This is a genomic window from Albidovulum litorale (assembly GCF_025751495.1).
GTDB classification, from domain to species: domain Bacteria; phylum Pseudomonadota; class Alphaproteobacteria; order Rhodobacterales; family Rhodobacteraceae; genus Albidovulum; species Albidovulum litorale.
Genome location: NZ_JAOWKZ010000001.1, coordinates 1,057,712 through 1,083,272, shown reverse-complemented (window position 1 = coordinate 1,083,272; position 25,561 = coordinate 1,057,712). Strand labels below are relative to the sequence as shown.

At 64.3% G+C, this 25,561-nt stretch carries 30 protein-coding genes; 21 read left to right on the top strand and 9 right to left on the bottom strand.

The features are described from left to right. Positions 1 to 59: 59 nt before the first annotated feature. The 4 genes from OEZ71_RS05490 to OEZ71_RS05475 form a co-directional block, all read right to left on the bottom strand. Positions 60 to 824, bottom strand: a complete 765-nt coding sequence (locus OEZ71_RS05490) for an anti-sigma factor family protein (protein WP_263738904.1) — start codon at positions 822 to 824, stop codon at positions 60 to 62. Beyond that, positions 821 to 1,324 (bottom strand): sigma-70 family RNA polymerase sigma factor, encoded by a 504-nt coding sequence (locus tag OEZ71_RS05485; protein WP_263738903.1) that lies wholly within the window; start codon positions 1,322 to 1,324, stop codon positions 821 to 823. The genes OEZ71_RS05490 and OEZ71_RS05485 overlap by 4 nt, the downstream gene beginning before the upstream one ends. 11 nt (positions 1,325 to 1,335) lie before the next feature. Beyond that, positions 1,336 to 1,719, bottom strand: coding sequence for a COG4315 family predicted lipoprotein (locus tag OEZ71_RS05480; protein ID WP_263738902.1), 384 nt, complete (start codon positions 1,717 to 1,719; stop codon positions 1,336 to 1,338). A gap of 133 nt (positions 1,720 to 1,852) precedes the next feature. Next, positions 1,853 to 2,911, bottom strand: coding sequence for a YeeE/YedE family protein (locus OEZ71_RS05475; RefSeq protein ID WP_263738901.1), 1,059 nt, complete (start codon positions 2,909 to 2,911; stop codon positions 1,853 to 1,855). Positions 2,912 to 3,051: 140 nt separating this feature from the next. On the opposite strand from OEZ71_RS05475, the gene OEZ71_RS05470 reads away from it, so the two are divergent. From OEZ71_RS05470 to OEZ71_RS05460, 3 genes are all read left to right on the top strand, one after another. Further along, entirely contained in the window at positions 3,052 to 4,287 is a 1,236-nt protein-coding gene (locus OEZ71_RS05470; protein WP_263738900.1) for an MFS transporter, read from the top strand. Between the two features lie 120 nt (positions 4,288 to 4,407). After that, positions 4,408 to 5,061, top strand: coding sequence for a peptide-methionine (S)-S-oxide reductase MsrA (msrA, locus tag OEZ71_RS05465; protein ID WP_263738899.1), 654 nt, complete (start codon positions 4,408 to 4,410; stop codon positions 5,059 to 5,061). A 3-nt stretch (positions 5,062 to 5,064) separates the two neighbouring features. Continuing rightward, positions 5,065 to 5,610, top strand: coding sequence for a sugar O-acetyltransferase (locus tag OEZ71_RS05460; protein WP_263738898.1), 546 nt, complete (start codon positions 5,065 to 5,067; stop codon positions 5,608 to 5,610). Between the two features lie 13 nt (positions 5,611 to 5,623). On the opposite strand, the gene OEZ71_RS05455 is transcribed toward OEZ71_RS05460, so the two are convergent. Further along, positions 5,624 to 6,280: a TetR/AcrR family transcriptional regulator gene (locus tag OEZ71_RS05455; protein WP_263738897.1), complete on the bottom strand. Its 657-nt coding sequence runs from the start codon at positions 6,278 to 6,280 to the stop codon at positions 5,624 to 5,626. Positions 6,281 to 6,341: 61 nt separating this feature from the next. Then, positions 6,342 to 6,797: a carboxymuconolactone decarboxylase family protein gene (locus OEZ71_RS05450; RefSeq protein WP_263738896.1), complete on the bottom strand. Its 456-nt coding sequence runs from the start codon at positions 6,795 to 6,797 to the stop codon at positions 6,342 to 6,344. A gap of 202 nt (positions 6,798 to 6,999) precedes the next feature. On the opposite strand from OEZ71_RS05450, the gene OEZ71_RS05445 reads away from it, so the two are divergent. Beyond that, positions 7,000 to 7,872 (top strand): 50S ribosomal protein L11 methyltransferase, encoded by an 873-nt coding sequence (locus OEZ71_RS05445; RefSeq protein WP_263738895.1) that lies wholly within the window; start codon positions 7,000 to 7,002, stop codon positions 7,870 to 7,872. Positions 7,873 to 7,959: 87 nt separating this feature from the next. Then, positions 7,960 to 8,307, top strand: coding sequence for a hypothetical protein (locus tag OEZ71_RS05440; RefSeq protein WP_263738894.1), 348 nt, complete (start codon positions 7,960 to 7,962; stop codon positions 8,305 to 8,307). Between the two features lie 87 nt (positions 8,308 to 8,394). On the opposite strand, the gene OEZ71_RS05435 is transcribed toward OEZ71_RS05440, so the two are convergent. After that, a complete protein-coding gene (locus tag OEZ71_RS05435) occupies positions 8,395 to 8,586 on the bottom strand; it encodes a DUF1127 domain-containing protein (RefSeq protein WP_263738893.1) in 192 nt (63 codons plus the stop codon). Between the two features lie 314 nt (positions 8,587 to 8,900). Between OEZ71_RS05435 and ruvC the strand changes: the two genes are divergently transcribed. From ruvC to OEZ71_RS05415, 4 genes are all read left to right on the top strand, one after another. Then, positions 8,901 to 9,404 (top strand): crossover junction endodeoxyribonuclease RuvC, encoded by a 504-nt coding sequence (gene ruvC, locus OEZ71_RS05430; protein WP_263738892.1) that lies wholly within the window; start codon positions 8,901 to 8,903, stop codon positions 9,402 to 9,404. Then, entirely contained in the window at positions 9,401 to 10,075 is a 675-nt protein-coding gene (gene ruvA / locus OEZ71_RS05425) for a Holliday junction branch migration protein RuvA (RefSeq protein ID WP_263738891.1), read from the top strand. The genes ruvC and ruvA overlap by 4 nt, the downstream gene beginning before the upstream one ends. Before the next feature lie 2 nt (positions 10,076 to 10,077). After that, on the top strand, positions 10,078 to 11,103 hold the full coding sequence (gene ruvB / locus OEZ71_RS05420; protein WP_263738890.1) for a Holliday junction branch migration DNA helicase RuvB: 1,026 nt from the start codon (positions 10,078 to 10,080) through the stop codon (positions 11,101 to 11,103). Positions 11,104 to 11,178: 75 nt separating this feature from the next. Further along, positions 11,179 to 11,793, top strand: coding sequence for a DUF2927 domain-containing protein (locus tag OEZ71_RS05415; RefSeq protein WP_263738889.1), 615 nt, complete (start codon positions 11,179 to 11,181; stop codon positions 11,791 to 11,793). Between the two features lie 9 nt (positions 11,794 to 11,802). Here the strand turns inward: OEZ71_RS05415 and OEZ71_RS05410 are convergent, their stop codons facing one another. Then, entirely contained in the window at positions 11,803 to 12,660 is an 858-nt protein-coding gene (locus tag OEZ71_RS05410; RefSeq protein WP_263738888.1) for a class I SAM-dependent methyltransferase, read from the bottom strand. 3 nt (positions 12,661 to 12,663) lie between these two features. Next, positions 12,664 to 12,978: a bactofilin family protein gene (locus OEZ71_RS05405; RefSeq protein ID WP_263738887.1), complete on the bottom strand. Its 315-nt coding sequence runs from the start codon at positions 12,976 to 12,978 to the stop codon at positions 12,664 to 12,666. 169 nt (positions 12,979 to 13,147) lie between these two features. On the opposite strand from OEZ71_RS05405, the gene ybgC reads away from it, so the two are divergent. The 12 genes from ybgC (at position 13,148) to OEZ71_RS05345 (ending at position 25,475) form a co-directional block, all read left to right on the top strand. Next, entirely contained in the window at positions 13,148 to 13,549 is a 402-nt protein-coding gene (ybgC, locus tag OEZ71_RS05400; RefSeq protein ID WP_263738886.1) for a tol-pal system-associated acyl-CoA thioesterase, read from the top strand. Between the two features lie 115 nt (positions 13,550 to 13,664). Next, positions 13,665 to 14,360, top strand: a complete 696-nt coding sequence (gene tolQ / locus OEZ71_RS05395; protein ID WP_263738885.1) for a protein TolQ — start codon at positions 13,665 to 13,667, stop codon at positions 14,358 to 14,360. 4 nt (positions 14,361 to 14,364) lie between these two features. Further along, on the top strand, positions 14,365 to 14,847 hold the full coding sequence (gene tolR / locus OEZ71_RS05390; protein ID WP_263738884.1) for a protein TolR: 483 nt from the start codon (positions 14,365 to 14,367) through the stop codon (positions 14,845 to 14,847). Between the two features lie 11 nt (positions 14,848 to 14,858). Next, positions 14,859 to 16,022, top strand: a complete 1,164-nt coding sequence (locus OEZ71_RS05385; protein ID WP_263738883.1) for a hypothetical protein — start codon at positions 14,859 to 14,861, stop codon at positions 16,020 to 16,022. A 122-nt stretch (positions 16,023 to 16,144) separates the two neighbouring features. Next, the gene (gene tolB, locus OEZ71_RS05380) at positions 16,145 to 17,461 is read left to right on the top strand and encodes a Tol-Pal system beta propeller repeat protein TolB (RefSeq protein ID WP_263738882.1); all 1,317 of its coding nucleotides are present in this window, start codon (positions 16,145 to 16,147) and stop codon (positions 17,459 to 17,461) included. 76 nt (positions 17,462 to 17,537) lie between these two features. Further along, positions 17,538 to 18,065 carry a peptidoglycan-associated lipoprotein Pal gene (gene pal / locus OEZ71_RS05375; RefSeq protein WP_263738881.1) on the top strand — a complete coding sequence of 176 codons (528 nt, stop codon included), beginning with the start codon at positions 17,538 to 17,540 and terminating at the stop codon, positions 18,063 to 18,065. Between the two features lie 8 nt (positions 18,066 to 18,073). Beyond that, positions 18,074 to 18,913 (top strand): tol-pal system protein YbgF, encoded by an 840-nt coding sequence (ybgF, locus tag OEZ71_RS05370; RefSeq protein ID WP_263738880.1) that lies wholly within the window; start codon positions 18,074 to 18,076, stop codon positions 18,911 to 18,913. Continuing rightward, entirely contained in the window at positions 18,910 to 20,148 is a 1,239-nt protein-coding gene (gene tilS / locus OEZ71_RS05365) for a tRNA lysidine(34) synthetase TilS (RefSeq protein WP_263738879.1), read from the top strand. The genes ybgF and tilS overlap by 4 nt, the downstream gene beginning before the upstream one ends. 79 nt (positions 20,149 to 20,227) lie before the next feature. Beyond that, positions 20,228 to 22,147 (top strand): ATP-dependent zinc metalloprotease FtsH, encoded by a 1,920-nt coding sequence (gene ftsH, locus OEZ71_RS05360; protein ID WP_263738878.1) that lies wholly within the window; start codon positions 20,228 to 20,230, stop codon positions 22,145 to 22,147. A gap of 22 nt (positions 22,148 to 22,169) precedes the next feature. Continuing rightward, complete coding sequence (locus OEZ71_RS05355; RefSeq protein WP_263738877.1) at positions 22,170 to 22,949, top strand: methyltransferase domain-containing protein; 780 nt, start codon at positions 22,170 to 22,172, stop codon at positions 22,947 to 22,949. Positions 22,950 to 23,030: 81 nt separating this feature from the next. Beyond that, complete coding sequence (locus OEZ71_RS05350) at positions 23,031 to 23,666, top strand: MOSC domain-containing protein (protein WP_263738876.1); 636 nt, start codon at positions 23,031 to 23,033, stop codon at positions 23,664 to 23,666. A 132-nt stretch (positions 23,667 to 23,798) separates the two neighbouring features. After that, a complete protein-coding gene (locus tag OEZ71_RS05345; RefSeq protein WP_263738875.1) occupies positions 23,799 to 25,475 on the top strand; it encodes a formate--tetrahydrofolate ligase in 1,677 nt (558 codons plus the stop codon). The last annotated feature ends 86 nt before the right edge of the window (positions 25,476 to 25,561 follow it).

Genomic DNA, 25,561 nt, shown 5'->3' with positions numbered 1-25,561 from the left:
TGGACGACCCCCGGAGTACTTTTAGACAGAAAGTGAATGATCCGGCGCGTGTGAGGCGCTCAGATCAGCTGGTCATAGGCGGCAAGGGCAATGGTGCGAAGCCTGTCACGGTCAAGGTCGCCGATCACCGCATAGCTGAGACCGGCATCGTGCCAGTAGAAGCCCTGCGTCTCCCCGTACGACATGAACTGGAAGGCGCTGTTTTCCGCACCGCCTTCGGGCAGGGCGTAGAGCGTGAGGCGGCGGCCGGTATCGTCTTCATACATGAAGAGCGCAGCTGGGCTTTTGTCGCCGGGCAGCAGGCGACCGCCCATCAGGCGAAAGCCCTCGGCGGCGAAGTCAGGCGCCTTGATGGCATGGCCGAGCCGTTTGGACAGCCATTGCACGAGGTGATCGGCCTGATCGGCGGCGACCTCTACCGGATGGACGACCTCTGCGACATAGGTGACGTGGGCGCGGAGCGCGTCGTCGGCAATCGTGAAGGCGTGTACCCCCGGTGCGCGCGCGCCCGCGGCAAACCACCCGGCGGTCGAGCCGATGGCCAGAAGTGCGAGTGCCGCGGCCAGAAGCTGCGCAGTGGGGCGGCGGGGCGGTGTTGTGGCGGCGGCGAGGAGTGCGCGGTGCGCCGCGGGCAAGGGTTCCTCGGCGACGGGCCCATAGAGGGCCGCAAGGGCTGCATCCTGCCGGTCCCATTCGGCGAGCGTCGCCCGCGCTGCGGGATCGGCGGCGATCCGGGCTGAAAGCGCGTCACGCGCCGCCGTGTCGAGCGCGCCGGAATGGTAGGCGACAAGGTCCTCCTCGCGGATCGGCTCTGGTCCGGTCATGCGCGGCCCTCCTTCTTTTGGGGCGCGGTCCGCCCGGTCATCTCGCGAAGCGCGGCCCGCGCCCGGCCGAGCCGCGATACCAGCGTGCCCTCGGGAATGTCGAGAAGGGTTGCGGCTTCGGCAAGGCTCATGCCTTCCAGCGCCACCAGAAGGAGCGCCCGGCGCTGGTCGTCGGGCAGGCGGCCGATAGCCGCCTGCACTTCGCGCAGGTCCATATGCGCCTCTTGCCGTTCGGGACCTGCGGGCTCTTTCGGCAGGCTTTCTACCGCGACGAGGTGGCGGCGCGGGGCCTGCCTGAGACCGTCGCGGTGGAGGTTCAGAAGGATGCGGAACATCCAGGCCCGGACGGGGCCGTCGCCGCGCCAAAGATGCCGCCGCGAAAGCGCCCGTTCGAGGCTGTCCTGGACGAGATCGTCGGCTGCATCGCGGTCACGCATCAGCGCATGCGCATAGCGGCGCAGGCTCGGGATGGCGGCCTCGATCTCGTCCAGAAGGCTCATTGTTGGTCCGTTCAGGGTTTGGCGGCGTGCCAGACGTCCTTGACGCCGTCGCCGGTCACGTCGCCCGGGGCGGCGTCCTTGACCCACGTGTAAAGCGGCATGCCCTTGTAGGTCCACTGCATCGTGCCATCAGTGCGCTCAGTCAGGCCGTAATCGCCTTCGGCCTCGGCGCCGTCCGCGGCCATCAGAGGCGGCCAGTTGGTCGCGCAGTCGTCGTAGCAGGCCGAGACGCCGCCCTCGTCTTTGTCGAAGGTGTAGAGAGTCATGCCGTCAGCATTGGTCAGGACCGGACCAAGGCTGCTTTCGCCGGTCAAAATGCCTGTTTCGGCAAGAGCGACACCACCGGCGAAGGTGGCAGCGACGGTCAGGGTGAGAAGGGGCAGGCGGTTGGTCATCGTCATCTCCTGTTGGCCCGGGATCGGGCGTTCTGCGGGCGGCCGTTTCGGGGGACGCCTGAAGAGATGACGCTTGAAGGGGCGTTTCCATCCCGGGTGCTGGGAGCAATCACGGCAACGTGATGGCTCCGCTTCAGGCGGTGGCGGTTTGGGGGCGGTCGATCAGGGCATCGGTGACCACGGCCCCGACCCACATCGCGGTCAGGGCAACCCATGCGGTTGCGGCGAAGATTGAGCCGCCGGTGACGCCTGCGCCGATGGAGCATCCGCCTGCCAGCATTGCACCGAAGCCCATCAGCACTGCGCCGGACATGGCCCGGCGCATGTTGCCTTCGTTTTCGAATCCTTCGAAGCGGAACTGCCGCGACAGGAGCGCCGACGCCCCCGCACCGATCACGACGCCGGGGACGAGGCCCACATCGAATTCGAGGATTTGCACAGGCTGAAGGAAGAACATCAGCGTCGTCGCGGACGGGCCGGAAAAGGTGACCGAACTGATCGTCACCGGATCGAAGCTGACCTGCGCCAGTGCGAAGGTGGATATCCAGCCGAGCGCAACCGCAAAGCCGACGCCTGAGGCGAAGATGAGCGTCGAAGCGCCGATCCGGTTTCGGCGGGCGAGGGCGAGCGCCAGAAGGGCGATCATCAGGCCGAGCACAAGCCCGCTTTCACGCGGCAGGCCGCTCCAGTCGATGAGGTCGATGTTGCGGCCGCCGGGCGTCGTCCACGACGCGGCGATCCTGTCTCGGAGGGGGGCGAGGAGGCCCTTGAGGCTCATCTGGGCGACGACCGCGAAGATCAACCCGGAGACGATGGCGCGCAGGTTGCCGGATGCGGCGAGGACCAGAAGCCGCCCCGGACAACCCCGCGCCAGCACCATGCCCGCGCCGAAGATCAGCCCGCCGATCACCGCCCCGCTCCATGATCCGGCCACGGCCATCATCCGCGCCTCTTCGGTCCTGAGAAAACCGGCGAGCGTGGCGCCCTGAACCCAGACGAGCGCGGTCGAGAAGCAGAGCAGCCACACTGACATCCGGGGGCCGAGCGAGCCGCGGGCGAACTCGACGCAAGCCGCGCGCAGGCAGAAGCGCGACCGTTGGGCGGCCACACCAAAGATGACGCCGGTCACGAGGCCAAGCAATGCGGCCGCCGGTTCCTCTCCGATCTTTTCGACAAGTGCCAGAATGTCCAATGTGGCCCCTCCGGTTTTTCAAACCCATGCCGGAATGTGAATGTATCCTCCTTGATCTAAATCATGCCTGTGCGGGACGGAGCAGTGGCCTGTGCGCGCCTGCTCTCGCCAAGGCCGGGAAAGCGGCGTATGTCGGGGCCATGTTGATCCGGACCATCACCCTGAAAGATGCGGAAAACCTGCCGCGCTGGCGGCGGCCCGCCTTTCTTTTGTTCCTGATGGCCGCCGCGATGCCGATCGCTTTTGCAACATGGTCCGCACTTCTCAACAACTTCGTGAAAGAGGCGGCGGGGTTCACGGGAGTCGAGATCGGTTGGCTGCACACGGTCCGCGAAATACCCGGTTTTCTGGCCATCGGGGTGATCGTCCTTCTCTGGGCGATGCGCGAGCAGGTTCTGGCGCTTCTGTCGTTGGCGCTTCTGGGCGCGGCAACGGCGGTGACGGCGATGTTCCCGAGTTTCGGCGGCATCCTGATGGTGACGCTGCTGTCCTCGATCGGCTTTCACTATTTCGAGACGGTCAACCAGTCGCTGCAACTGCAATGGATCGACAAGAAGCACGCGCCTCAGGTGCTGGGCTGGATCGTCGCCATCGGCTCGGGCGCGTCGCTGGTGGCCTACGGGCTGATCGTGCTGACCTGGAAGACCTTCGATCTGAGCTATGGCGTTGTCTATGGCATCTCTGGTGGGTTGACTTTGGCCATCGCGATCATTGCCGCCCTTGCATATCCGCAGTTCGAGGCGCCAGAACCGCAGCTAAAGCATTTCGTGCTGCGCAAGCGCTACTGGCTTTATTATGTGATGCAGTTCATGGCCGGTGCGCGGCGGCAGATCTTCATCGTATTCGCCGCCTTCATGATGGTCGAACGCTTCGGGTTCGAGGTGCATGAGGTCACGGCTTTGTTCATGATCAACTTCCTCGCCAACATGGCGTGCGCGCCCCTGATGGGCAAAGCGGTGGGGCGGTTCGGCGAGCGAAATGCGCTTCTCTTCGAATATGCCGGTCTGCTTTGCGTCTTCCTCGCCTATGGCGGCATCTACTGGTTCGGCTGGGGCGTTGTCGTTGCGGCCGTTCTTTATGTACTCGACCACCTTTTCTTCTCACTCGCCTTCGCGCTGAAGACCTATTTCCAGAAGATCGCCAGCCCCGGGGATATTGCGCCGACGGCGGCGGTGGCTTTCACCATCAACCATATCGCAGCGGTCTTCCTGCCTGCGCTTCTTGGGTATCTCTGGGTGATCTCGCCCGGCGCGGTTTTTGGTCTTGCCGCTGGAATGGCTGGCGTCTCGCTGCTGCTTGCCCTGATGATCCCCCGCCATCCCGAGCCTGGAAACGAGACGATCTTTGCCCGAGGTCTGCCGATAGCGGCGGAATGAGTTGGGCAGCGCACGCGGCGATGTGATCGCGGGCGTTGTGGCAGTGCTGCGGATGCAACGCTATATAGGTGCTTGAACCGGGCGGAGGTCGCCGCCACCGCCGCTGAATAGGAGCCATGCATGCTAAACGCCCTTTTCGGAAAGAAGACCACGATGCCCGCCAAGGATGACGCCCTGCCGGGCCGTGCCGACCCGATTCCGACGGCGGAGGAGCATTTCCTCTTTCACCGTCCGCTGAAATCGCCGGTGCCAGAGGGGATGGAAGAGGCGACGTTCGGCATGGGCTGTTTCTGGGGCGTGGAACGCAAGTTCTGGCAACTCGACGGTGTCTGGCTGACCATGGTCGGCTATTCCGCCGGTCTGACGCCCAACCCGACCTACAAAGAGACCTGCACCGGCATGACCGGGCAGAATGAGGTGGTGCGGGTGATCTACGACCCTGCGGTTATCACCTATGACGATCTGCTGAAGGTCTTCTGGGAAGGCCACGACCCAACACAGGGCGACCGGCAGGGCAACGATGTCGGCACGCAGTATCGCTCGGGCATCTACACCTATACCGATGCGCAGGCTGAGGCGGCCGAGGCCAGCCGCGAAGTTTATGCGGAGAGCCTGAGAGGCGCGGGTTATGGCCCGATCACGACCGAGATAAAACCCGCGACGGAATTCTACTTTGCCGAGGATTACCACCAGCAATATCTCGCCAAGAACCCCGGCGGCTATTGCGGCATCGGTGGCACCGGCGTGACCTGCCCGATCGGGCTCAAGGCCTGAGCCATGCCCCGTTCGCCGCGAGAGATCATGGCGAGCGGGGACTGGTATTCCTGTCTGGGCGGAGAGTACGAGGCCCTGCGCCGTGCCGCGCGGCGGGCCTGCCATCAGCATGCCACCATGGCCCCGGACGAACGCGGGGCCTGCGCCCCCGCGTTGGCCGACCTGATCACTATGGGCCGTGACTGCTGGATTGAGGCACCGTTCCACTGCTCCTATGGCATCCACCTGACGCTGGGCGACCGGGTCTATCTGAATGCAGGTTGTGTGGTGCTGGATTCGGCGCCGGTGACGATCGGATCATATTCGATGCTGGGGCCGGGCGTGCATATCTATTGCGCCGACCATCACCGCGACGCCGAAAAACGGCGCGAGGGGATCGAGCGCGCATTGCCGGTCACTATCGGCGCCGATGTCTGGATTGGTGGCGGCTCGATCATCCTGCCGGGGGTGACGATCGGCAACGGGGCAATCGTCGCGGCGGGCGCGGTGGTTTCGCGCGATGTCGAGACTGGGAACCGGGTGGCGGGCGTGCCGGCGCGGCCGATCTGAGTCAACATTGCCTCTACAACGCCTTCGCTTCGACCTCCATCCGGTCAAGGAGTTCGTTCAGCCCATGTTCGAACATCTCGCCGTGATGGGCTTTGCCGAAATACTGGCCGATGCCGATGATCGAGGGGTAGTCCCGTGCGGCTACGTCTCCGGGTACAGGTTCAACCGCTGACGACCCTTTCGCATAACCGAGACTTTCGTCCACACCTGCGCCCGTAACGTAGTAGCTGATCGCCCTGAAATGCAGAGCGAGCCGTTTCGGCTCGAGGCCGGAGCCCGCCATCATCTTCACGATGGCATCGAGAAAGGCGAGGCCTGAGGCGTTGTTCAGTCGGAACGTCGCGAAATAGAGGAAGAAACCGGGATGACGCAGAGCCGTGTCTCGGTAGTTCAGGCAGAACCGGAAGATCCGCTCGCGCCAGTGCAGGTCTTCCGGCGGGAGCGGCGTTTCGGCGATGCAGATGTCGATGAGCGCCTCGAAGAGATGCGCCTTGGACGGGTAGTAGTGGTAAAGGCTCATCGCCTGACAGCCGAGCCGTGCGGCGAGGTTGCGGAAGCTGAACCCGTTAAGACCGGCTTCGTCGACAAGCTGCATGGCCTCGGCGGCAATTCGCTCGGCGCTGAGCGGTACGCGTTTACTGCGTGGTTTCTTGGCGGTCGGTTCGGTCATGTTCCCGGCTCAAACAGAATTCGGCCCGGCACGCTGGTGCACGCCGGGCCGGTGCGGCTCGTCAGCTTCCGCCAAGCTCTTTCCTGAAGGTCGCGAAGTCAACCTGAAGCCCGTGGAAGATTGTGCTCCAGTTGCGGGTCATTCCAGCCAAGGCGACGGCCTCGCCGATCTCCTGATCGGTGGCGCCTGCCTGACGGGCGGTGTTGGTGTCCATCCAGATGCAGTAGTCGCAGGGGATGGTCGAGGCGACCGCGAGAGAGATCAACGCTTTGGTTTTAAGGTCGAGTGCGGTTTCATCCGACATTTCCAACATCTTCAACTCGGTCCAGAGCCCGGGAAGGGCAGCGTCAGGAACCTGATTGATGAAGGTCGGTACGGCCCCGAAGGTGGCGGCGATTTCATCGCGCGCAGCCTGGGCTGCAGCCTGGGCGGCATCCTGGGCGCGGGACTGACCCGGAAGTACTGCGGTCAAAGCGACGAATGACAGCGAAACGATATGGCTCTTGATGCGCGGCATTTCGTGTTCCTCCTGATTAACCTTACAGCGTAAGAGATGCTTAATGAATAAACTTACACCGTAAGAAATCAACTCACGAATTCGTGATCGGCGCCCGGCACCCGACCCATCAGGACGATCGCAGCAGTTGTCTCTGCCTTGACGCCAAGGACGTGCCGGACTAAGGCCCGCGCGTTCCGCAAAGCACCTTGGGGAGGTCGCCATGCCCACGTTTTCCGCCCTGACGACCCTGTCGACCAAGGAATCCGCCGAAGCCTTGGCCGTAGCGATGGAGAACTTTCTGCCCGAACCGACCGGTATCGGCTGCTTTGAGATCGAGGACGGGTCGGGCCGGTACGAGGTTGGCGTCTATTTCGAGGAGGAACCGAACGAGGTCGAACTGGCGCTGATGGCGGCGATTTACGGGGCAAAGCCTTTCGCCGTCTCGGAAGTGCCGGAAACCGACTGGGTCGCCCATGTGCGGCGCGAATTGCAGCCGGTCGAGGCGGGGCGGTTCTTCGTCTATGGCAGCCACGACGCCGACAAGGTGCCGGAGGGCTGCGTTCCTCTGCTGATCGAGGCGGCGATGGCTTTTGGCACCGGGCATCACGGAACGACCAAGGGCTGCCTCATGGCGCTCGACCGGCTCGACCGGGCCGGGTTCAGGGGAAAGCGGGTTGCCGATATCGGTTGTGGAACGGCGGTGCTGGCGATGGCCGCCGCTGCGATCTGGCCCGACCCGGTCATTGCGTCGGATATCGACCCGGTCGCGGTCGATGTTGCTGCGGCCAATGTCGCGGCGAACAGGCTGACGGGGCGGGTCGATTGCGTCGAGGCGGTCGGTTTCGGCCATCCCGACCTGAAGGCCCGCGCACCCTACGATCTTATTTTCGCCAATATCCTGAAGGGTCCGCTGATCGATCTTGCCCCAGATATGGCCCGTTTTACCGCCCCCAAGGGCCACGTGATTCTATCCGGTATCCTGAACAGTCAGGCCGACGAGGTGGTCAGCGTCTACACCAAAGCCGGATTTCGTCAACTGAGCCGCGACGAAATCGGTGAATGGACGACATTGGTTCTGCTTCGGGATCAATAGCCTAGCCGCCTTGTCGGGTCGCATTTTTGCCATATTTTCAACCCAACCTTGGCTCTCACGGGGGCGTAATGATTTTGGGAGATCGGCATGGTCGACCGTAATTTGCAGAATTTCTATGGTCGCATCGGCCGCATCGAAAAGATTCACCGGGCCGGTGGCGGATTTGAAGCCCAGGGCACGCTCGGCATGTCGCATTACAACGCGCAGCGCCGGTCTGCGAGCCGCCGCGGGTTCCTGACGCCTCTCGTCCTGATCCTGATGTCCATCGTCCTGATCAAGTCGATGATCCACGCCTCCATCGGCGCGACCGCCTATGACGAGCGGATTGCCACGCTTCAGGCCGGCGAATATGCCGACCGCGTCGGCGCCTATGTGCTGCAGGCCGATCCGCTGACCATCGCCGTTTCCGATCGCATCCGCGCTTTTCTGTTCTGACGCTCGCACGCAGAAACGGAAAAGGCCGTGTCGGGTATGCCCGGCACGGCCTTTTTGCGAACCGAAGTCGCGTGTAGTGTCAGTCGATCAGCCGCGCGAGGCGATCATGTCGATGTCACCGCGCGACAGGCCGATATCGTCCAGTTCACGGTCGGACAGCTTGGACAGCGCGGCGCGCGTCACACGGGCGTCGTTCCAGCCGGCGAAGGCCGAGACAAACAGGCCGAAGATGCCGGACATCGAACCGGCGGCGGGGCGGTGGGCTTCACAAACAGCCATGGTCGTTTCCTTGTCTTCGAAGGCGCGTCCCTACGACGCGTCTCGTTGAAGCGGCAGATAGACCTCGTGCTGCGCCGCGGCAAGGAGCGGAAATGCATGTCGGACATGCATCCATTGCAAGTCTCATTTTTGCCGTAAGGTATTAAAACAAATGGGTTTCCTTGGGGTGCCAAAATGTCGTTTTCCAGCGATGCCAAGGCGAATTCCGTCCTCCGCCGTCGCGCGTCCGTGATCAGTGCCAATCCGGCTTTCTTCCTTTGCGATGTTCGCTATTCGTGCTAGTCGTGTGAAAAAAGCAACATAAGAGGGAGCAGATGCGCGTTCTCGGGATCGATCCGGGGCTCAGGAACCTCGGTTGGGGGGTTATCGAGGTCGCCGGATCGCGACTCACCCATGTCGCAAACGGCATCGTCCATTCAGAAGGCAGTGACCTCGCCCAGCGTCTCTTGTCACTTTACGACGCCCTGAAGCAGATCGTTGCAGACCACGCACCGGATGCCGCAGCGGTGGAGCAGACCTTCGTCAACAAGGACGGTGCGGGCACGCTGAAGCTCGGTCAGGCGCGCGGCATCGCGATGCTGGTTCCGGCACAGGCGGGGCTGACCGTCGGCGAATACGCCCCGAATACCGTCAAGAAGGCCGTTGTCGGCGTTGGCCATGCCGACAAGGGCCAGATCGCGCATATGGTGCGGTTCCAGCTTCCGGGCGTCGAACTGGCCGGGCCGGACGCTGCCGATGCGCTTGCCATCGCCATCTGCCACGCCCATCACCTGCAAAGCGCGGGCCGACTGGCGTCCGCCATCAGGGGGGCGGCATGATCGGGCGGATTGCCGGGGTGATCCTGCACCGGGCGATGGATCACGTGCTGATCGACGTGCGCGGCGTGGGCTATATCGTGCATGTCTCGCAGCGCACTGCGGCCAGTCTGCCACCGGTGGGCGAGGCCTGTGCGCTTTATACCGATCTGCTGGTGCGTGAGGATCTGTTGCAGCTTTTCGGCTTTCCCACGCTTCTGGAAAAGGAATGGCACCGGCTTCTGACCACGGTGCAGGGCGTCGGCGCCAAGGCCTCGATGGCGATCCTCGGAACGCTCGGGGCCGAGGGTGTCGGCCGCGCCATCGCCCTGGGCGACGCCTCTGCGGTCAAGGCCGCGCCCGGCGTTGGGCCTAAGCTGGCCCAAAGGGTCGTGCATGAGTTGAAGGATAAGGCCCCGGCTGTCATGGCCCTCGGCGGCGCGCTCAGCGTTGATACATCCGGGATGGACGACGTTATTGAACGCGCCCCGGCACCTCGCAAAACATCCGCCCCAAAACCGCAGCCCTCGGCTTCGGCCAGCGCCACGGCGGAGGCACTCTCGGCGCTGATCAATCTCGGCTACGGACAGGGCGAGGCGGCGGCCGCCGTCGCCGAGGCTGCAGGCGCGGATGAGGGTGCGACCACGCCCGCGCTGATCCGCGCATCGCTGAAACTGCTGGCACCGAAGGGGTGACGATGGAACCCGATCGCACCCTCCGCCCCGCGCCGCAGCCCGAGGATGCCGACCGGTCGCTGCGTCCGCAGGCCTTGTCGGATTTCGTCGGGCAGGAAGAGGCGCGCGCCAATCTGCGGGTCTTCATCGAAAGCGCGAAGCGGCGCGGCGAGGCGATGGACCATACGCTGTTTCATGGCCCGCCGGGCCTCGGCAAGACGACGCTGGCGCAGATCATGTCTAAGGAGCTTGGCGTCAATTTCCGCATGACCTCGGGCCCCGTGCTCGCACGCGCGGGCGATCTTGCGGCGATCCTGACCAACCTTGAGGCGCGCGACGTGCTTTTCATCGACGAGATTCACCGGCTGAACCCGGCGGTGGAGGAGGTGCTCTATCCCGCGATGGAGGATTTCGAACTGGACCTCGTGATCGGCGAGGGGCCTGCGGCCCGGACGGTCAGGATCGAGTTGCAACCTTTCACGCTGGTGGGCGCGACGACGCGGCTTGGCCTTCTGACGACGCCCCTGCGCGACCGGTTCGGCATTCCGACGCGGCTTCAATTCTACACCGTGCCCGAACTTGACCACATCGTCACGCGCGGGGCTCGGCTGATGGGCATCTCGTCGGACCCTGAAGGCACTCTGGAGATCGCCAGACGCGCACGCGGCACGCCGCGTATCGCCGGGCGGCTTCTGCGCCGGGTGGTCGATTTCGCGCTGGTGGAGGGCGACGGGCGGCTGACGCGCGAGATTGCGGATAGTGCCCTGACGCGACTTGGCGTCGATCACCTCGGTCTCGACGGGGCCGACCGGCGTTATCTGACACTGGTGGCGGAGAATTACGGCGGTGGGCCGGTGGGGGTGGAGACGATCTCGGCCGCGCTTTCGGAAAGCCGCGACGCGATCGAGGAGGTGATCGAGCCCTATCTTCTGCAACAGGGCCTGATCCAGCGCACGCCGCGCGGGCGGATGCTGGCGCAGAAGGCATGGACCCATCTCGGGATGGCTGCGCCACGCTCGACCGGGCAGACGGATCTGTTCGGAAAGTAGGGGCCGGTTGAGGCGGGCTGGTAAAACTTCTATGCCTCCGGCGATTTGTTTGCGGAAAGATGAAGGGACCTGCCCGTGACACCGGATGAGATCGCTGCGCTCTTTACCCGCTCATCGGGCGACTATGTCTTTGCCCGCTGGTCGCGTCCCATCGTTCCGGTCGTCTTCGGCACCGATGATGCGACGCTGGCCACGGTGAAAAGCGCGGTAGAGGCGGTGGTTACACTCGCTGGCCACAAGATGGCCGAGACCGATCCCGAACAGGGCGCCAACCTGATGATCTTTTTCTTCCGCGAGTGGCGCGAATTGCTGGAGGTGCCCGACCTCGACCGGCTGGTCGAGGGGCTGGGCGGGCTTGTCGCCCGGCTGGAGGCCGAAGGCGCGAACCAGTATCGCCATTTCCGGTTTGAGGAGACGGGCGCGATCCGGGCCTGCATCGCCTTCGTACGGATGGACGACAGTCTGCAGGAGATGCCCGCCGAGACGATCGCGCTGAGCCTTGCCGCGCAGGTCGTGCTATTGTGGTCCGACACCGCCTTTCGCGAGCAGTCGCCGCTTGCGCTGGTGAGGGGGACGGTGGTTTTCAAGCCCGAAATCGGCGGGCTGATCCGCGCCGCCTACGACCCGGTGATGCCGGATGCAGCGCAGGATCCGAGCCATGCGATGCGGCTTGCCGCGCGGATGGCCTGATCAGTGGAGTCAGCGGCGGGCTGAAAAGACGTTAACGGTTGCCGGAATCCGCAGCCCGTCCGGCCCGACAAACGCTGCCAGCCGGTTCGCCACGTCGGCCGTGATGGCTTTGCGGTCTTCCTCAGTGCCGTTCTTTTCCCGCATGAGCACCGCGACGGGGCCGATGGAGGTGGCAAGTTCGGCGGCGTCGTCGGCCGTGCCGGGAACAAAGAGGCGAGTCTCTGTCTCTGCCCCCTCGATGTCTGTCAGGCCGGCCTTGCCGAGAATACCCGTTACGTAGTCAACCTCTGCAAAGGCGAATTGTCCAGGCGTGCGCGGCGGGTCGGCGGGCAGTGACCCCAGACGCTCAGTTCCGGCGGTCTTCGCAATATGGCTCCATGGGTTCTGAGCGGCCGAGGCCCAGCTTGCGAAGACGAGCCTGCCGCCTGGCCGCAGAGCGGACGCGATGTTGCGGAAGGCGGCAACCGGATCGGCGAAAAACATCGTGCCGAAGCGCGAGATCATGATATCCGCCGCGGCCGGCTCAAAGGCGTGGGTCTGGGCGTCAGCAAGCGCAAATCGGATATTGGCGCGACCGGCCGCACGCCCACGCGCGACGGAAAGCAGCGTTTCCGATATGTCGACGCCAAGTGCCCGGCCTGCCGGACCGCATTTGTTTGCCGCTTCGAGAGTGAGCGCGCCGGTGCCGCATCCGATATCGAGTATGCTCTCGCCGGGCGCAATCGCGGACCGGGCGATCAGCAGATCGGTTGCCTCGGTGAAGAGCGTGTCGAGGCGCGTCTGGTGAAGCGCCCATTTCTGGCCGGGCTGTTCGGTCCAGAATGCCGCCTGAGCGGCGTTCGGCCCGTCTGTGGCGTCGACCGCCACCCGTCAGTTGCCGCTGATCTGTACTTTGCCTACGAGCCGCGCGCCTTTTTCGGAAATCAGCGTGCGCGCCGATACATCCGCCTTCACGTCCGAGCTTTTCTCAAGCGACAGTTCCGTGCACTTGATGCGGCCCGACTGAACGCCCTGGATATTGACCGTTTCGGCCGAGATGGCCCCGTCGACGCGGCCGCTGGGGTGAATATCGACGGCGCGCGCATCGACATCGCCGGTGACTTTGCCCTTCACGTCGATCTCACCTTCCTTGGAGGTGATATTGCCTTCGATGGTCAGGTCTTCTTCGATGACGGAGCGGGTCATGCGGGCTCTTTCCTTTGCGGCGCGGCCGGTGCCAGCGCGATGTGGGTTTCCCCATGGCTACACGAGGGTGGGTTTCCTGCCAAGCGGATTGGTCCCGGGGCGGGCGGTACACCGCTTGTCAGAATGCGGCGCGGACCTGTAGGGAGGGTGCGAAGCCATGAGGTCAGTGATGAGCCATTCCTTCCCGATCCGCGTCTATTACGAGGATACCGACCTCGCCGGGATCGTCTATTATGCCAACTACCTAAAGTTCATCGAACGGGCGCGTACCGAATGGGTCCGGGGGCTTGGTGTTGATCAGGGACGGTTGAGGGCCAAGGAGGGCATCGTCTTTGCGGTGCGCCGGGTAGAGGCGGACTATCTGCGTCCGGCGAAGTTCGACGATGAGCTTACCGTGACAACGGTTCTGCAGGGGGCAACCGGGGCACGGATGGTGCTGGACCAGACCGTGGCGCGCAGCGGCGAGGTGTTGTTTCAGGCCAATGTCACGCTTGTTTGCCTCACTGCATCGGGCCAACCAGCGCGTATTCCGGCGGAAATTCGCCGCCTTCTCGGAGCTGCGCTGCACTAAGCCGGGGCGCGGAATTGCCAACCACGCAGATGTGTTGGCTTTCCCACTAAAACCCGGATAGAATCACGTGTATGAGAGCCGCAACAAACGTGGCCCAACCGGCGAGCAGTAACATATGGAAACTGAAACCCTTGCGATGGCGCAGGAGATGGACTTCTCCTTGCTTGCGCTTTTCTGGCGCGCCTCCTTTGTCGTGCAGCTGGTGATGATCATGCTGACCGTGGCCAGTTTCTGGTCCTGGGCGATCATCATCCAGAAATTCATCTCTTACCGGCAGGCGCGGCAGGAGGCCTCGATCTTCGACCGCGCCTTCTGGTCGGGTGAGCCCTTGGACGAGCTTTTCGAAAAGATCGGATCGCAGCCGGACGGGGCGAGCGAGAAGATCTTTGCCTCGGGCATGGTCGAATGGCGGCGGTCGCACCGGCAGGACGGTGAGTTGATCGCGGGCGCGCAGGCCCGGATCGACCGGTCTATGGATGTGGCGATCGTGAAAGCGACGGAAAGCCTGACGCGCGGGCTGCCCTTCCTTGCGACCGTGGGTTCGACCGCCCCCTTCGTCGGCCTTTTCGGCACCGTCTGGGGCATAAAGGTCGCGTTCGAGCAGATCGCGATCAGCCAGAACACCTCGCTTGCCGTTGTCGCCCCCGGCATCGCCGAGGCGCTGGTTGCCACCGCGCTCGGCCTACTCGCCGCGATCCCTGCCGTGATCTTCTACAACAAGCTTTCGACCGACAGCGACCGCATCATCTCGGGCTACGAGGCCTTCGCCGACGAGTTCGCCACCATCCTTTCGCGCCAGTTGGACGGCTGATCCGATGGGCGCAGGGGTAGTGAAATCGGGCGGCGGGGGCGGCAGGCACCGCCGCCGTGGCGGGCGTGGCAAGGCAGCTGTGATGAGCGAGATTAACGTCACGCCCTTCGTGGACGTGATGCTGGTCCTCTTGATCATCTTCATGGTGGCTGCGCCGCTTCTGACCGTCGGCGTGCCGCTGGAACTGCCGAAGACCGCAGCACAGGCGGTGGCGACCGAGCAGGAGGAACCGCTGACCATCTCGGTGCAGGAGGATGGCACAATTTCCATCCAGAACACGCCGACGCCCGAGGGTGAACTGATCGCCAAGCTGCGCGCCATTGCGGCTGAGCGGACCGATGACAAGCTTTTCCTGCGCGCGGACGGCAAGATCCCGTATGAGCGGGTCGTGCAGGTCATGGGGGCGCTGAATTCCGGCGGTTTTTCCAACATCGTTCTTGTCACCGACGCCGGTGGCCCGAGCTTTGACGGGCAGGCGGGGAACTAGGGCATATGCCCATGGAGAGGTCCGAACGCACAGGTTTGATCGTTTCGGGGGCCGCGCATCTTGGCGCGATCCTCTGGCTCATTCTGGGCGGGATCTTCTTTTCGCATGACCTGCCGCCGCCGGTGGAAACCGCCGAAGTCACCCTGATGTCCGAGGCGGAGTTTGCAGCCCTCAGCGCGGCGGCGCCCACCGCGCCGACCGAGACGGAGCCCGCACCTTCCCTGCCAGAACCCGCGCCCGCCGACGAAACGCCACCCGCGCCCGAGCCGGAGCCCGAGATTGTGCCGGAAGTGACCGAACCGACCCCGCCGGAACCGGTGGTGGAGGAAACGCCGCCCACGCCGCCGACCCCGCCGACCGAAGTTCCGCTGGACACCCAATTGCCCGAACCGCAGCCCGACCCCAAGGCCGCGCCTCGGGTTGCGCCGGACCCGACCGATGCGCCGGATGAGCCTGCCGACGTTGCGCCCGAGGCTGTGGCCGAAACGACGCCGGAGCCCGCCGAGGAACCTTTGCCCGAGCAGCCTGCGGAAGCCGCCGCGCCGCCTGAAAGCGGACAGGTGCTGGAAACCGAGGCGAACAAGGAACAGACCGAACTGGCCTCGGCCGCGCCGCTGACCTCGCCGCGCCCGAAGCCGCGCCCCGAGAAGACGCCCGATCCGGAACCCGCGCCCGAGCCGGAACCGGCCGCAGAACCCGCGCCGGAGCCCGAGCCCGAACCTGAGCCCGCCCCTGAGCCGGAACCCGAAGCCGAGCCTGCGGAGGATGCTGTCGCCGATGCGCTGGCCGAGGCACTGGCGGGTGCGGCATCGGAAGAACCGTCGCCCGGAACCGGCACCGCGCCCTCCGGCCCGCCGCTGACCGGCGGCGAGAAGGACGGCTTCCTGCGGCAGATTTCGCAGTGCTGGAACCTCGGCGCTTTGTCGACTGATGCGATGGCGACCAAGGTGACGCTGGCCTTTTCGATGACGCCCGAAGGCCTGCCCGTCGATGGCAGCATCCGGCTGGCCGGGTTCGAAGGCGGCAGCGAGGCCGCAGCGCAGCAGGCCTATGAGGCCGCCCGCCGCGCCCTGATCCGCTGCAAGGGGCAGGGCTATGCTCTGCCGCCCGAGAAATATGAACAGTGGCGCGAGATCGAACTGGTCTTCAACCCGGAAAACATGAGGCTGAGATGACCCATCCCGCCCAATCTGAGCAGCAAAACGCCGATCCGTGTAACAATCCCGAAGGGGCTGGTTGTTCCCCAGTCCCGCGTAACGCAGCCTCCCCCCGACACATAGCGAAAGGGTATGCCCCGATGCTCCGGACTTTCATCGCCGCCGCCTTCTGCGGTCTCGCCCTCCCGTTTGCCGCCGCAAGCGAGCCCCTGCATCTGGAGCTTGGCGTCGGTGTGATCGAACCCTTGCCCTTCGCCGCCCCGACCTTTGTCGCCGAAAACCCCGGCGCAGCGGAGATCGCGCAGGCGATTACTCAGGTTGTCGCCGCTGACCTTGCCGGGACCGGTCTTTTCCGGGAAATCCCGTCTTCGGCCTTCATCAGCGGGGTCACGAGCTTTGACGCGCCGGTCGCCTATGCCGACTGGAAGGCGATCAATGCGCAGGCCTTGGTGACGGGCGCGGTGGCCGCGACCTCGGACGGGCGGATCAACGTGAAGTTCCGGCTTTTCGACGTCTTCTCGGATGCGCCCTTGGGCGACGGCTTGCAGTTCGGCGGCGGGCAGGGCGACTGGCGGCGCATCGCGCACAAGGTTTCCGACCAGATCTATGCCCGGATCACCGGCGAAAGCGCCTATTTCGACAGCCGTGTGGTATTCGTTTCGGAAAGCGGGCCGAAGGATCAGCGGCTGAAGCGGCTGGCGATCATGGATTATGACGGGGCGAATGTTCAGTACCTGACCGACAGCTCGACCATCGTGCTGGCCCCGCGCTTCTCGCCCGCAGGGGACCGGATCCTCTATACCTCGTTCGAGACCGGTTTCCCACGCATCAAGCTGATGGATATCGCGACTGTCACGTCGCGGGCATTGGCCGAGCTTTCCGGCAACATGACCTTCGCGCCGCGCTTCTCGCCCGATGGGGGCACGGTCGTCTTCTCGCTTGAAAACGGCGGCAATACCGACCTTTATTCGATGCAGCTCTCCTCAGGTCAGATGACGCAGCTGACGAACGCACCCTCGATCGAGACGGCGCCGTCCTTCTCGCCCGATGGCAGCAAGATCGTCTTTGAAAGCGACCGGTCTGGGAATCAGCAGCTCTACATCATGCCGGCGACGGGTGGCGAACCGACGCGGATCAGCTTTGGCGAGGGGCGGTACGGAACCCCGGTCTGGTCGCCGCGCGGCGACATGGTGGCCTTCACCAAGCAGAATGCGGGCCGGTTCCACATCGGCGTGATGCGCACCGATGGCAGCGAAGAGCGGCTTCTGACCGCCTCGTTCCTCGACGAGGGTCCGACCTGGGCACCGAACGGTCGCGTGATCATGTTCACCCGTGAAACCCCCGGTGCGGGCGGCGGGGCGCAGCTTTTCTCGGTCGATATCACCGGGCGGAACCTGCGCGCGGTGCCGATGGAAGGGGCGGCATCCGATCCGGCATGGTCGCCGCTTCTTCCCTGAACGGCGTGGATTCCCAATCGCTACGACGAATGATAAGGTAACGGCCATCGAGCCAAGAACAGAGGCGGTAAACGCAATGATGAAAGTCTCCTCCATCCTTCTGGTCGTGGGCGCGCTGGCGCTGTCGGCCTGTAACAACCCTGACCGCTACGGTGCAGGCGGCGCCGGTGGCGCGGGCGGCATTGGTGGTGCCGGTGGCATCTCCTCCGGCGCGCTGGGCGACCCGAACGACCCGAACTCGCTGGCCTATTTCCAGCAGACGATCGGCGACAAGGTGCTCTTCGCCGTCGACCAGTCGACCCTGACGCCTGAAGCGCAGTCGGTGCTGGCACAGCAGGCGGCCTGGCTGAACAACCATCCCGGCAACACCGCCATCATCGAAGGCCATGCCGACGAACAGGGCACGCGGGAATACAACCTCGCGCTTGGCGCACGCCGCGCCTCGGCCGTGCAGCAGTTCCTGATCTCGCAGGGCGTCGCGCCGAACCGGCTGCAGACCGTGTCTTACGGCAAGGAACGCCCGCTGGCGGTCTGCTCGGATGAGGCCTGCTATGCGCAGAACCGCCGCGCTGTCACCGTGATCGGTGCGGGCGCGGGCGTCTGAGCACGATGATGATCCGGCTTCCCTCCCTTCTTCTGGCGGTGGCGCTTCTTGGCGCCCCCGCTTTCGCCCAGGACCGTACCCAGACCATCGCCGATATGCGCGCCGAGCTTTCGGCCCTTGCCGGGCAGTTGCAGGCGCTCCGCTCGGAACTGGTTGCGGGCGGCGCCTCGGCGATGCAGGCGGCGGGAGGGGCGTCGGCCCTGGACCGGATGAATGCGATGGAGGCGGAACTGTCGCGCCTGACATCGCAGACCGAGGCCTTGCAGAACCAGATAAACCGGGTGGTTTCGGATGGCACCAACCGGATCGGCGATCTGGAGTTCCGTATCTGCGAATTGGAAGAGGGCTGCGATCCGGCCAACTTGCCGATCACCCAGAGCCTTGGTGGCGGAACGGGCGCGGGGGCGGCCTTGCCCGCCGTCACGACACTGCCTGCCACCAACACCGGCGCTGCGCCGGAGCTTGCGATGAGCGAACAGGCCGATTTTGACGCCGCCAAGGCAGCGCTCGAGTCCGGCGACTATCAGGGCGCGGCAGACAAATTCTCGGCCTTCACCACCAACTATCCCGGTGGGCCATTGACCGGAGAGGCGCAGTTCCTGCGCGGTGAGGCGCTGTTGCAGTTGGGCGATACGTCGAACGCGGCGCGGGCCTATCTCAATGCCTTTTCCGGTGCGCCGGACGGACCGCGCGCGCCTGCGTCGCTTCTGAAACTTGGTGCTGCGCTCGGCGTTCTGGGCCAGACACAGGAAGCCTGCGTGACATTGGGCGAAGTCGGTGTGCGGTTCCCGACCGCGCCGGAAGCGGTCGAGGCTTCGACCGCCATGCAGGCGCTTGCCTGCCAGTGACGCCGGAGGCGCAGTCTGCCGCCTTCCGTGAGGCTTTCACGCCGAGCCTGCCCGACAGGCTCGGCGTTGCCGTTTCCGGTGGCGGCGATTCCATGGCACTTCTCTGCCTTGCCGCCGATTGGGCGGCCGAAGGTGGCCCACCGGTGATGGCGGTCACCGTCGATCACCGGTTGAGGCCCGAGGCGGCAGAGGAGGCGCGGATGGTCGCGCGATTCTGCAAAACGCTTGCTGTGCCGCACCAGACATTGGTTTGGGACCATGCCGGGATCGAGGGAAACCTGCAGGATGCGGCACGGCGGGCGCGGTACCGGCTGATCACCGGCTGGGCCCGGGACAATGGTGTCACTCATGTCGCGACGGGTCATACGGCGGACGATCAGGCGGAATGCGTGCTGATGGGGCTTGCGCGGGCGGCAGGGATCGACGGGCTGTCAGGAATGCGGCCAAGCTGGATTGACGCGGGTATTGTCTGGATGCGCCCGCTTCTTGGAATGACGCGGGCAGCGTTGCGCGACCTGCTGACCGCCCGGGGCGTAAATTGGGCCGAGGACCCGACGAACGAGGATGATCGCTACACACGGGTAAAGGCGCGCAAGGCGTTGCAGGCGCTCGCTCCGCTCGGGGTGACAGTCTCGGACCTTGCCACTGTTGCGGAAAACCTGGCCGAGGCGCGTCAGGTCGTGGCCGAGGCGACAATGGCAGCGGCCGACCGGGTGGCCCGAGAAGCTGGCGGCGAGGTAATCTTCGATCGCGAGCAATTCCTTCGCCTTGCGCCTGAAGTGGCCAGACGGTTGTTGGTCGCGGCGCTGCAATGGCTGTCCGGCGCCGACTACCCGCCTCGCGGCGACGCCGTTCAGCGGCTGAAGGCTGCGGTTCGGGAACGGCGGGACGCCACGCTCTGGGGCTGCAAGCTGGCGGTGCGGGGCAATGACGTGCGCCTGACCCGTGAACCCAAGGCCGTTAGCGGGATGGAAGGCAAAACCGACGCGATCTGGGACAATCGCTGGCGGCTTACGGGGCCGCATGAGGCTGGATTGACCGTCCGGGCCTTGGGGTCAGCGGGACTCAGGCAATGCCCGGACGGGCGCGAGATCGGATTTTCGCGGGCGGCGCTGGTCGTTTCCCCTGCCGTCTGGCGCGACGAAACACTGATTTCGGCCCCATTGGCCGGGTTTTCGAACGGATGGGGTGCGGAAATCGTCGCAGGCTTTCGCTCATTCCTGATATCGCATTGAACCCGGCCTCTTTATCTCTATTTTAGGGAGGAACCCGCACGGTGCGCCGTGGCGGCAGAATTACGTGTGGAGGATTCCCGTGGGTAACGCGCGCAACATCGCCTTCTGGGTCGTGCTGTTTCTGTTGATCCTGGCGTTGTTCAATCTGTTTGGCAACGGACAGTCGACGATGAACTCGCGGACGCTGAGCTATTCCGACTTCCTCGCGAAGGTCGACGCCGATGAGGTCAGCGCGGTCGTGATCGACGGTGAACAGGTGCAGGTCCAGACCAAGGACGGTACGACCTATGTCACGATCAAGCCGGAAGGCGAGGAACTGGTCGAGCGGCTGATCGAGAAGGATATCAGCGTGAAGGCCGAACGGCAGGAGCAATCCGGCTTCTTCTCGGTTCTGTCGCTGTGGCTGCCCTTCCTCGTCCTGATCGGCATCTGGATCTTCTTCATGAACCGGATGCAGGGTGGTGGTCGCGGCGGCGCCATGGGCTTTGGCAAGTCACGCGCGAAGCTTCTGACCGAAAAGCATGGCCGGGTGACGTTTGACGACGTTGCGGGCATCGACGAGGCCAAGGAAGAACTGGAAGAGATCGTCGAATTCCTGCGCAACCCGCAGAAGTTCTCTCGCCTCGGCGGCAAGATCCCGAAAGGGGCGCTGCTGGTCGGTCCTCCGGGCACCGGTAAGACGCTTCTCGCGCGTGCCATCGCGGGCGAGGCAGGCGTGCCCTTCTTCACCATCTCGGGCTCCGACTTTGTCGAGATGTTCGTGGGTGTGGGCGCGAGCCGGGTCCGCGACATGTTCGAACAGGCCAAGAAGAATGCGCCCTGCATTGTCTTCATTGACGAGATCGACGCCGTTGGCCGGTCGCGCGGCGTCGGCTATGGCGGCGGCAATGACGAACGCGAACAGACGCTGAACCAGCTTCTGGTCGAGATGGACGGGTTCGAGGCCAATGAGGGCATCATCATCGTCGCGGCCACCAACCGGCCGGACGTTCTGGACCCCGCGCTGCTGCGCCCCGGTCGTTTCGACCGGCAGGTGCAGGTGCCGAACCCCGATATCAAGGGTCGCGAGAAGATCCTCGGCGTTCACGCCCGCAAGGTGCCGCTCGGTCCCGATGTCGACCTGCGCATCATCGCGCGCGGCACGCCCGGCTTCTCGGGCGCGGACCTCGCCAACCTCGTGAACGAAGCCGCGCTGCTGGCAGCACGTGTGGGCAAGCGGTTCGTGACGCTCGACGATTTCGAAAAGGCCAAGGACAAGGTCATGATGGGGCCGGAGCGCCGGTCGATGGTCATGACCGAGGATGAAAAGAAGCTGACCGCCTATCATGAGGCCGGCCACGCGATCGTCGGCATCCATGTGCCGCAGCATGATCCGGTCCACAAGGTCACGATCATCCCGCGCGGCCGGGCATTGGGCGTCACATTCTACCTGCCGGAACGCGACAAGCTGAGCCTGACGCGTGAGGCGGCCCTGTCGAAACTCGCCTCGGCGATGGGCGGCAAGGCGGCGGAGGAACTGGTTTTCGGGGCCGAGAATGTCACCAACGGCGCTTACAGCGATATCCAGCATGTGACGAACCTCGCCACCGCGATGGTCAGCCAGTGGGGGATGTCCGACAAGCTTGGCAACATCAACTACACCGCGACGCAGGAAAGCTTCCTCGGCGCGCAATCCTCGTGGAACGCCTCGGCCGAAAGCCGTGAACTGATCGATCAGGAAGTACGCCGTCTGGTGGATGAGGCCTATGATCGCGCCAAGAAGATCCTCAAGGATCACTGGGATGAGATGGAAAACCTTGCCCAGGGCCTGTTGGAATTCGAGACGCTGACGGGCGAGGACATGATGCGGGTCATCCGCGGCGATGCGCCAAAGAGCGGTGACGATGGCGACGACAGCCCGGACACGGGCAGCCCGGCGCCCTCGCTGACCGCGATCCCGAAAACCAAGAAGCCGAAGACGCCGAAGGGCGGCGGGCTGGAGCCCGAACCGTCTGCCTGACTCCAGCGCAAGGGGAGCTGTCATGGCAAGGGAGCGCGACTGGAATCCCGACGCTTATGCGCGGTTTGGTGACCTTCGTTTGCGCCCCGCGCTCGACCTTCTGGCGCAGGTTGGGGACCTTCCGGACGGTGATGTCGTCGATCTCGGCTGCGGCAACGGTGCGGCCGGGCCGACGCTGGCGGAGCGGTTCAGCGGGCGGCGTCTTTTGGGTGTCGACATGTCCCCGGCGATGCTTGCCGCCGCCGAAAAATGCGCCTGCTACGATAAATTGAGCGAAGCTGATGCCGCCGAGTGGCAGCCGGAGAGCGCCACCGCTCTCATCTTTTCCAATGCCGCGATGCACTGGCTGCCCGATCATGCTGACCTCTTTCCCCGGCTTGCATCTGGGCTGGTTCCGGGTGGGATGCTCGCGGTGCAGATGCCCCGGCAATACGGTGCGCCATCGCACCGTTTCCTGCGCGATTTCGCGGCCGAGATGTTTCCCGACCGCTTTGACCTCAAAGGTTGGGTCGCGCCGGTTTCTCCGCCAGTCGAATACCACCGCCTTTTGTCGCCGCTTGGCCGCATTACCGTGTGGGAGACGGATTATGTCCAGCGGCTGGAACCGGCGGATGGTGCCCATCCGGTTCGCCGCTTCACGCAATCCACCGCAATGCGCCCCTATCTGGAGCGATTGAACGACGAAGAAACCGCCGCTTTCATCAAGCGCTATGATCAGGCGCTGAGTTCGGCTTATCCGGTTGAGGCCGACGGGTCCGTCCTTTTCCCGTTCCGGCGGATGTTTTTCGTTCTTACCGTCTGACGCGGCCATCGCCGACCGGGCATGTTGTTGCGGTCGTCGGGGGTGGTTAGACTGCGATAAACCCACGTCAAAGGACTCTTCATGCCCGCTCTCATCCCGACAGATCACCATGCGACCGTCATCTGGCTTGGCTATGTGCCGCATCGCGACGAGGCGGCCATCGAGACGTGTGCGCTCGACCAAATGACGCTTGGCTGGGACGGATACTCGGGCGACTGCCATTCGGGCGTGACACGGCCATCCTGTTCCCGCGTGGTCAGCCAGCACCCGAAGAACACCGAGATCCGCAATGTCCGGCAAGTATCGGTTGTCAGCGCCGAGGAACTGGCCGACATCGCCGCGACGCTTGGTCTCGACGCGATCGACCCGGCATGGCTCGGCGCTTCGGTGGTTCTGTCCGGCATACCCGATTTCAGCTATGTCCCCCCGTCCTCACGTCTTCAGGCCGAAAATGGCACGACCTTGGTCGTCGACATGCAGAACCGGCCCTGCCGCTTTCCCGCATTGACGATTGGAAAGGCGCGGCACGGGCAGGGGCGCGGCTTTAAGGAAGCGGCCGAAGGCAAGCGCGGTGTGACCGCCTGGGTGGAGCGGCCCGGTGGCCTGACGATCGGCGACCGCCTCAGACTGCATATTCCCGACCAGCGCGCCTGGTTGGCCAATGGAACCGGCTGGCCGGGGAGGGTGGAATCGGCAAGCGAAATGGTTTCCGATTAGAAACTCGCACTGCCGAGGCTGGCGATTCCGCCCGGGAAAATGTCGGAATTCAACCGTACACAATGGCGGTCGGGGGCTATATCCCGGGGGAACCGATCACCCGGCAGCCGCCGACAGGGAGAGATGTGACTGATGGCTTTCAAATCCGATATCGAAATTGCCCGCGAGGCAAAAAAGCGCCCGATCCAGGAGATCGGCGACAAGCTGGGCATTCCGACCGAGCACCTTCTGCCCTACGGCCATGACAAGGCGAAGGTCAGCCAGGACTTCATCACCTCGCTTGAGGGCAAGAAGGACGGCAAGCTGATCCTCGTGACCGCGATCAACCCGACGCCCGCGGGCGAAGGCAAGACAACGACGACCGTGGGTCTGGGCGACGGTCTGAACCGGATCGGCAAGAAGGCGGTCATCTGTATCCGCGAAGCCTCGCTCGGGCCGAACTTCGGGATGAAGGGCGGCGCGGCCGGTGGCGGCTACGCACAGGTCGTGCCGATGGAGGAGATGAACCTCCACTTCACCGGCGACTTCCACGCGATCACCAGCGCTCACAACCTCCTGTCGGCGATGATCGACAACCACATCTACTGGGGCAACGAGCTGGAGATCGACGCCCGCCGCGTAACTTGGCGCCGCGTCATGGACATGAACGACCGCGCGCTGCGCGACACCGTCGTCAACCTCGGCGGCGTATCGAACGGCTTCCCGCGCCAGACCGGTTTCGACATCACGGTGGCTTCGGAAGTCATGGCGATCCTCTGCCTCTCGAAGAACCTCGACGACCTGCAGGAGCGTCTTGGCCGCATCGTCGTCGCCTATCGCCGCGACAAGACCCCGGTCTATTGCCGCGATATCAAGGCCGACGGCGCGATGACCGTGCTTCTGAAGGACGCGATGCAGCCGAACCTCGTGCAGACGCTGGAAAACAACCCGGCCTTCGTCCATGGCGGCCCGTTTGCCAACATCGCCCATGGCTGCAACTCGGTCATCGCGACCAAGACCGCGCTGAAGCTTGGTGAATATGTCGTGACCGAGGCCGGTTTCGGTGCGGATCTCGGCGCAGAGAAGTTCTTTGACATCAAGTGCCGCAAGGCGGGCCTCAAGCCCGCTGCCGCGGTGATCGTGGCAACCGTGCGCGCGATGAAGATGAATGGTGGGGTGGCCAAGGCCGACCTCAACAACGAGAACGTGGACGCCGTCAAGAAAGGCTGCCCGAACCTCGGTCGTCACATCGCCAACGTGAAGGGCTTTGGCGTACCGGTCGTCGTTGCGATCAACCACTTCTACTCCGATACCGACGCGGAAGTGCAGGCCGTCAAGGACTACGTGGCCGAGCAGGGGTCGGAAGCGATCCTCTGCCAGCACTGGGCCAAGGGTTCGGAAGGCACAGTGGATCTCGCTAACAAGGTCGTGCAACTGGCCGAGTCGGGCAGCGCCAATTTCGCGCCGCTTTATCCGGATGACATGCCGCTCTTCCAGAAAATCGAAACCATCGCCAAGCGCATCTACCATGCTGACGAAGTGCTGGCCGACAAGTCGATCCGCGATCAGCTGAAGACCTGGGAAGAGGCCGGTTACGGTAACCTGCCGGTCTGCATGGCCAAGACCCAGTACAGCTTCACGACCGACCCGAACCGCCGTGGCGCACCCACCGGCCACTCGGTCCCGGTCCGCGAAGTGCGGCTTTCGGCGGGCGCAGGCTTCATCGTCGCGATCTGCGGTGAGATCATGACCATGCCGGGCCTGCCGCGCACTCCTGCGGCGGAAACGATCCGGATCAACGACGAAGGCAACGTCGAAGGTCTCTTCTAAGAACAGGGGCGGCCGGGTGGGATATCGAACCCCGCCCGGCCTCACATCTTGCGCCCTTGCCGGGGCGCAATCCGTCTGGCACATGC

Bases quoted from the DNA above. Each gene is read 5' to 3' on its own strand.
- OEZ71_RS05355 (WP_263738877.1), top strand. From the start codon at position 22,170: ATGGCAAGGGAGCGCGACTGGAATCCCGACGCTTATGCGCGGTTTGGT.
- OEZ71_RS05455 (WP_263738897.1), bottom strand. From the start codon at position 6,280: ATGACCGAACCGACCGCCAAGAAACCACGCAGTAAACGCGTACCGCTC.
- msrA (WP_263738899.1), top strand. From the start codon at position 4,408: ATGCTAAACGCCCTTTTCGGAAAGAAGACCACGATGCCCGCCAAGGAT.
- OEZ71_RS05445 (WP_263738895.1), top strand. From the start codon at position 7,000: ATGCCCACGTTTTCCGCCCTGACGACCCTGTCGACCAAGGAATCCGCC.
- tolQ (WP_263738885.1), top strand. From the start codon at position 13,665: ATGGAAACTGAAACCCTTGCGATGGCGCAGGAGATGGACTTCTCCTTG.
- OEZ71_RS05490 (WP_263738904.1), bottom strand. From the start codon at position 824: ATGACCGGACCAGAGCCGATCCGCGAGGAGGACCTTGTCGCCTACCAT.
- OEZ71_RS05345 (WP_263738875.1), top strand. From the start codon at position 23,799: ATGGCTTTCAAATCCGATATCGAAATTGCCCGCGAGGCAAAAAAGCGC.
- OEZ71_RS05480 (WP_263738902.1), bottom strand. From the start codon at position 1,719: ATGACCAACCGCCTGCCCCTTCTCACCCTGACCGTCGCTGCCACCTTC.
- OEZ71_RS05485 (WP_263738903.1), bottom strand. From the start codon at position 1,324: ATGAGCCTTCTGGACGAGATCGAGGCCGCCATCCCGAGCCTGCGCCGC.
- ybgC (WP_263738886.1), top strand. From the start codon at position 13,148: ATGAGCCATTCCTTCCCGATCCGCGTCTATTACGAGGATACCGACCTC.
- OEZ71_RS05450 (WP_263738896.1), bottom strand. From the start codon at position 6,797: ATGCCGCGCATCAAGAGCCATATCGTTTCGCTGTCATTCGTCGCTTTG.
- OEZ71_RS05460 (WP_263738898.1), top strand. From the start codon at position 5,065: ATGCCCCGTTCGCCGCGAGAGATCATGGCGAGCGGGGACTGGTATTCC.
- ybgF (WP_263738880.1), top strand. From the start codon at position 18,074: ATGATCCGGCTTCCCTCCCTTCTTCTGGCGGTGGCGCTTCTTGGCGCC.
- OEZ71_RS05435 (WP_263738893.1), bottom strand. From the start codon at position 8,586: ATGGCTGTTTGTGAAGCCCACCGCCCCGCCGCCGGTTCGATGTCCGGC.
- OEZ71_RS05440 (WP_263738894.1), top strand. From the start codon at position 7,960: ATGGTCGACCGTAATTTGCAGAATTTCTATGGTCGCATCGGCCGCATC.
- ruvA (WP_263738891.1), top strand. From the start codon at position 9,401: ATGATCGGGCGGATTGCCGGGGTGATCCTGCACCGGGCGATGGATCAC.
- OEZ71_RS05405 (WP_263738887.1), bottom strand. From the start codon at position 12,978: ATGACCCGCTCCGTCATCGAAGAAGACCTGACCATCGAAGGCAATATC.
- OEZ71_RS05470 (WP_263738900.1), top strand. From the start codon at position 3,052: ATGTTGATCCGGACCATCACCCTGAAAGATGCGGAAAACCTGCCGCGC.
- pal (WP_263738881.1), top strand. From the start codon at position 17,538: ATGATGAAAGTCTCCTCCATCCTTCTGGTCGTGGGCGCGCTGGCGCTG.
- ruvB (WP_263738890.1), top strand. From the start codon at position 10,078: ATGGAACCCGATCGCACCCTCCGCCCCGCGCCGCAGCCCGAGGATGCC.
- OEZ71_RS05385 (WP_263738883.1), top strand. From the start codon at position 14,859: ATGGAGAGGTCCGAACGCACAGGTTTGATCGTTTCGGGGGCCGCGCAT.
- tolR (WP_263738884.1), top strand. From the start codon at position 14,365: ATGGGCGCAGGGGTAGTGAAATCGGGCGGCGGGGGCGGCAGGCACCGC.
- OEZ71_RS05350 (WP_263738876.1), top strand. From the start codon at position 23,031: ATGCCCGCTCTCATCCCGACAGATCACCATGCGACCGTCATCTGGCTT.
- tolB (WP_263738882.1), top strand. From the start codon at position 16,145: ATGCTCCGGACTTTCATCGCCGCCGCCTTCTGCGGTCTCGCCCTCCCG.
- ruvC (WP_263738892.1), top strand. From the start codon at position 8,901: ATGCGCGTTCTCGGGATCGATCCGGGGCTCAGGAACCTCGGTTGGGGG.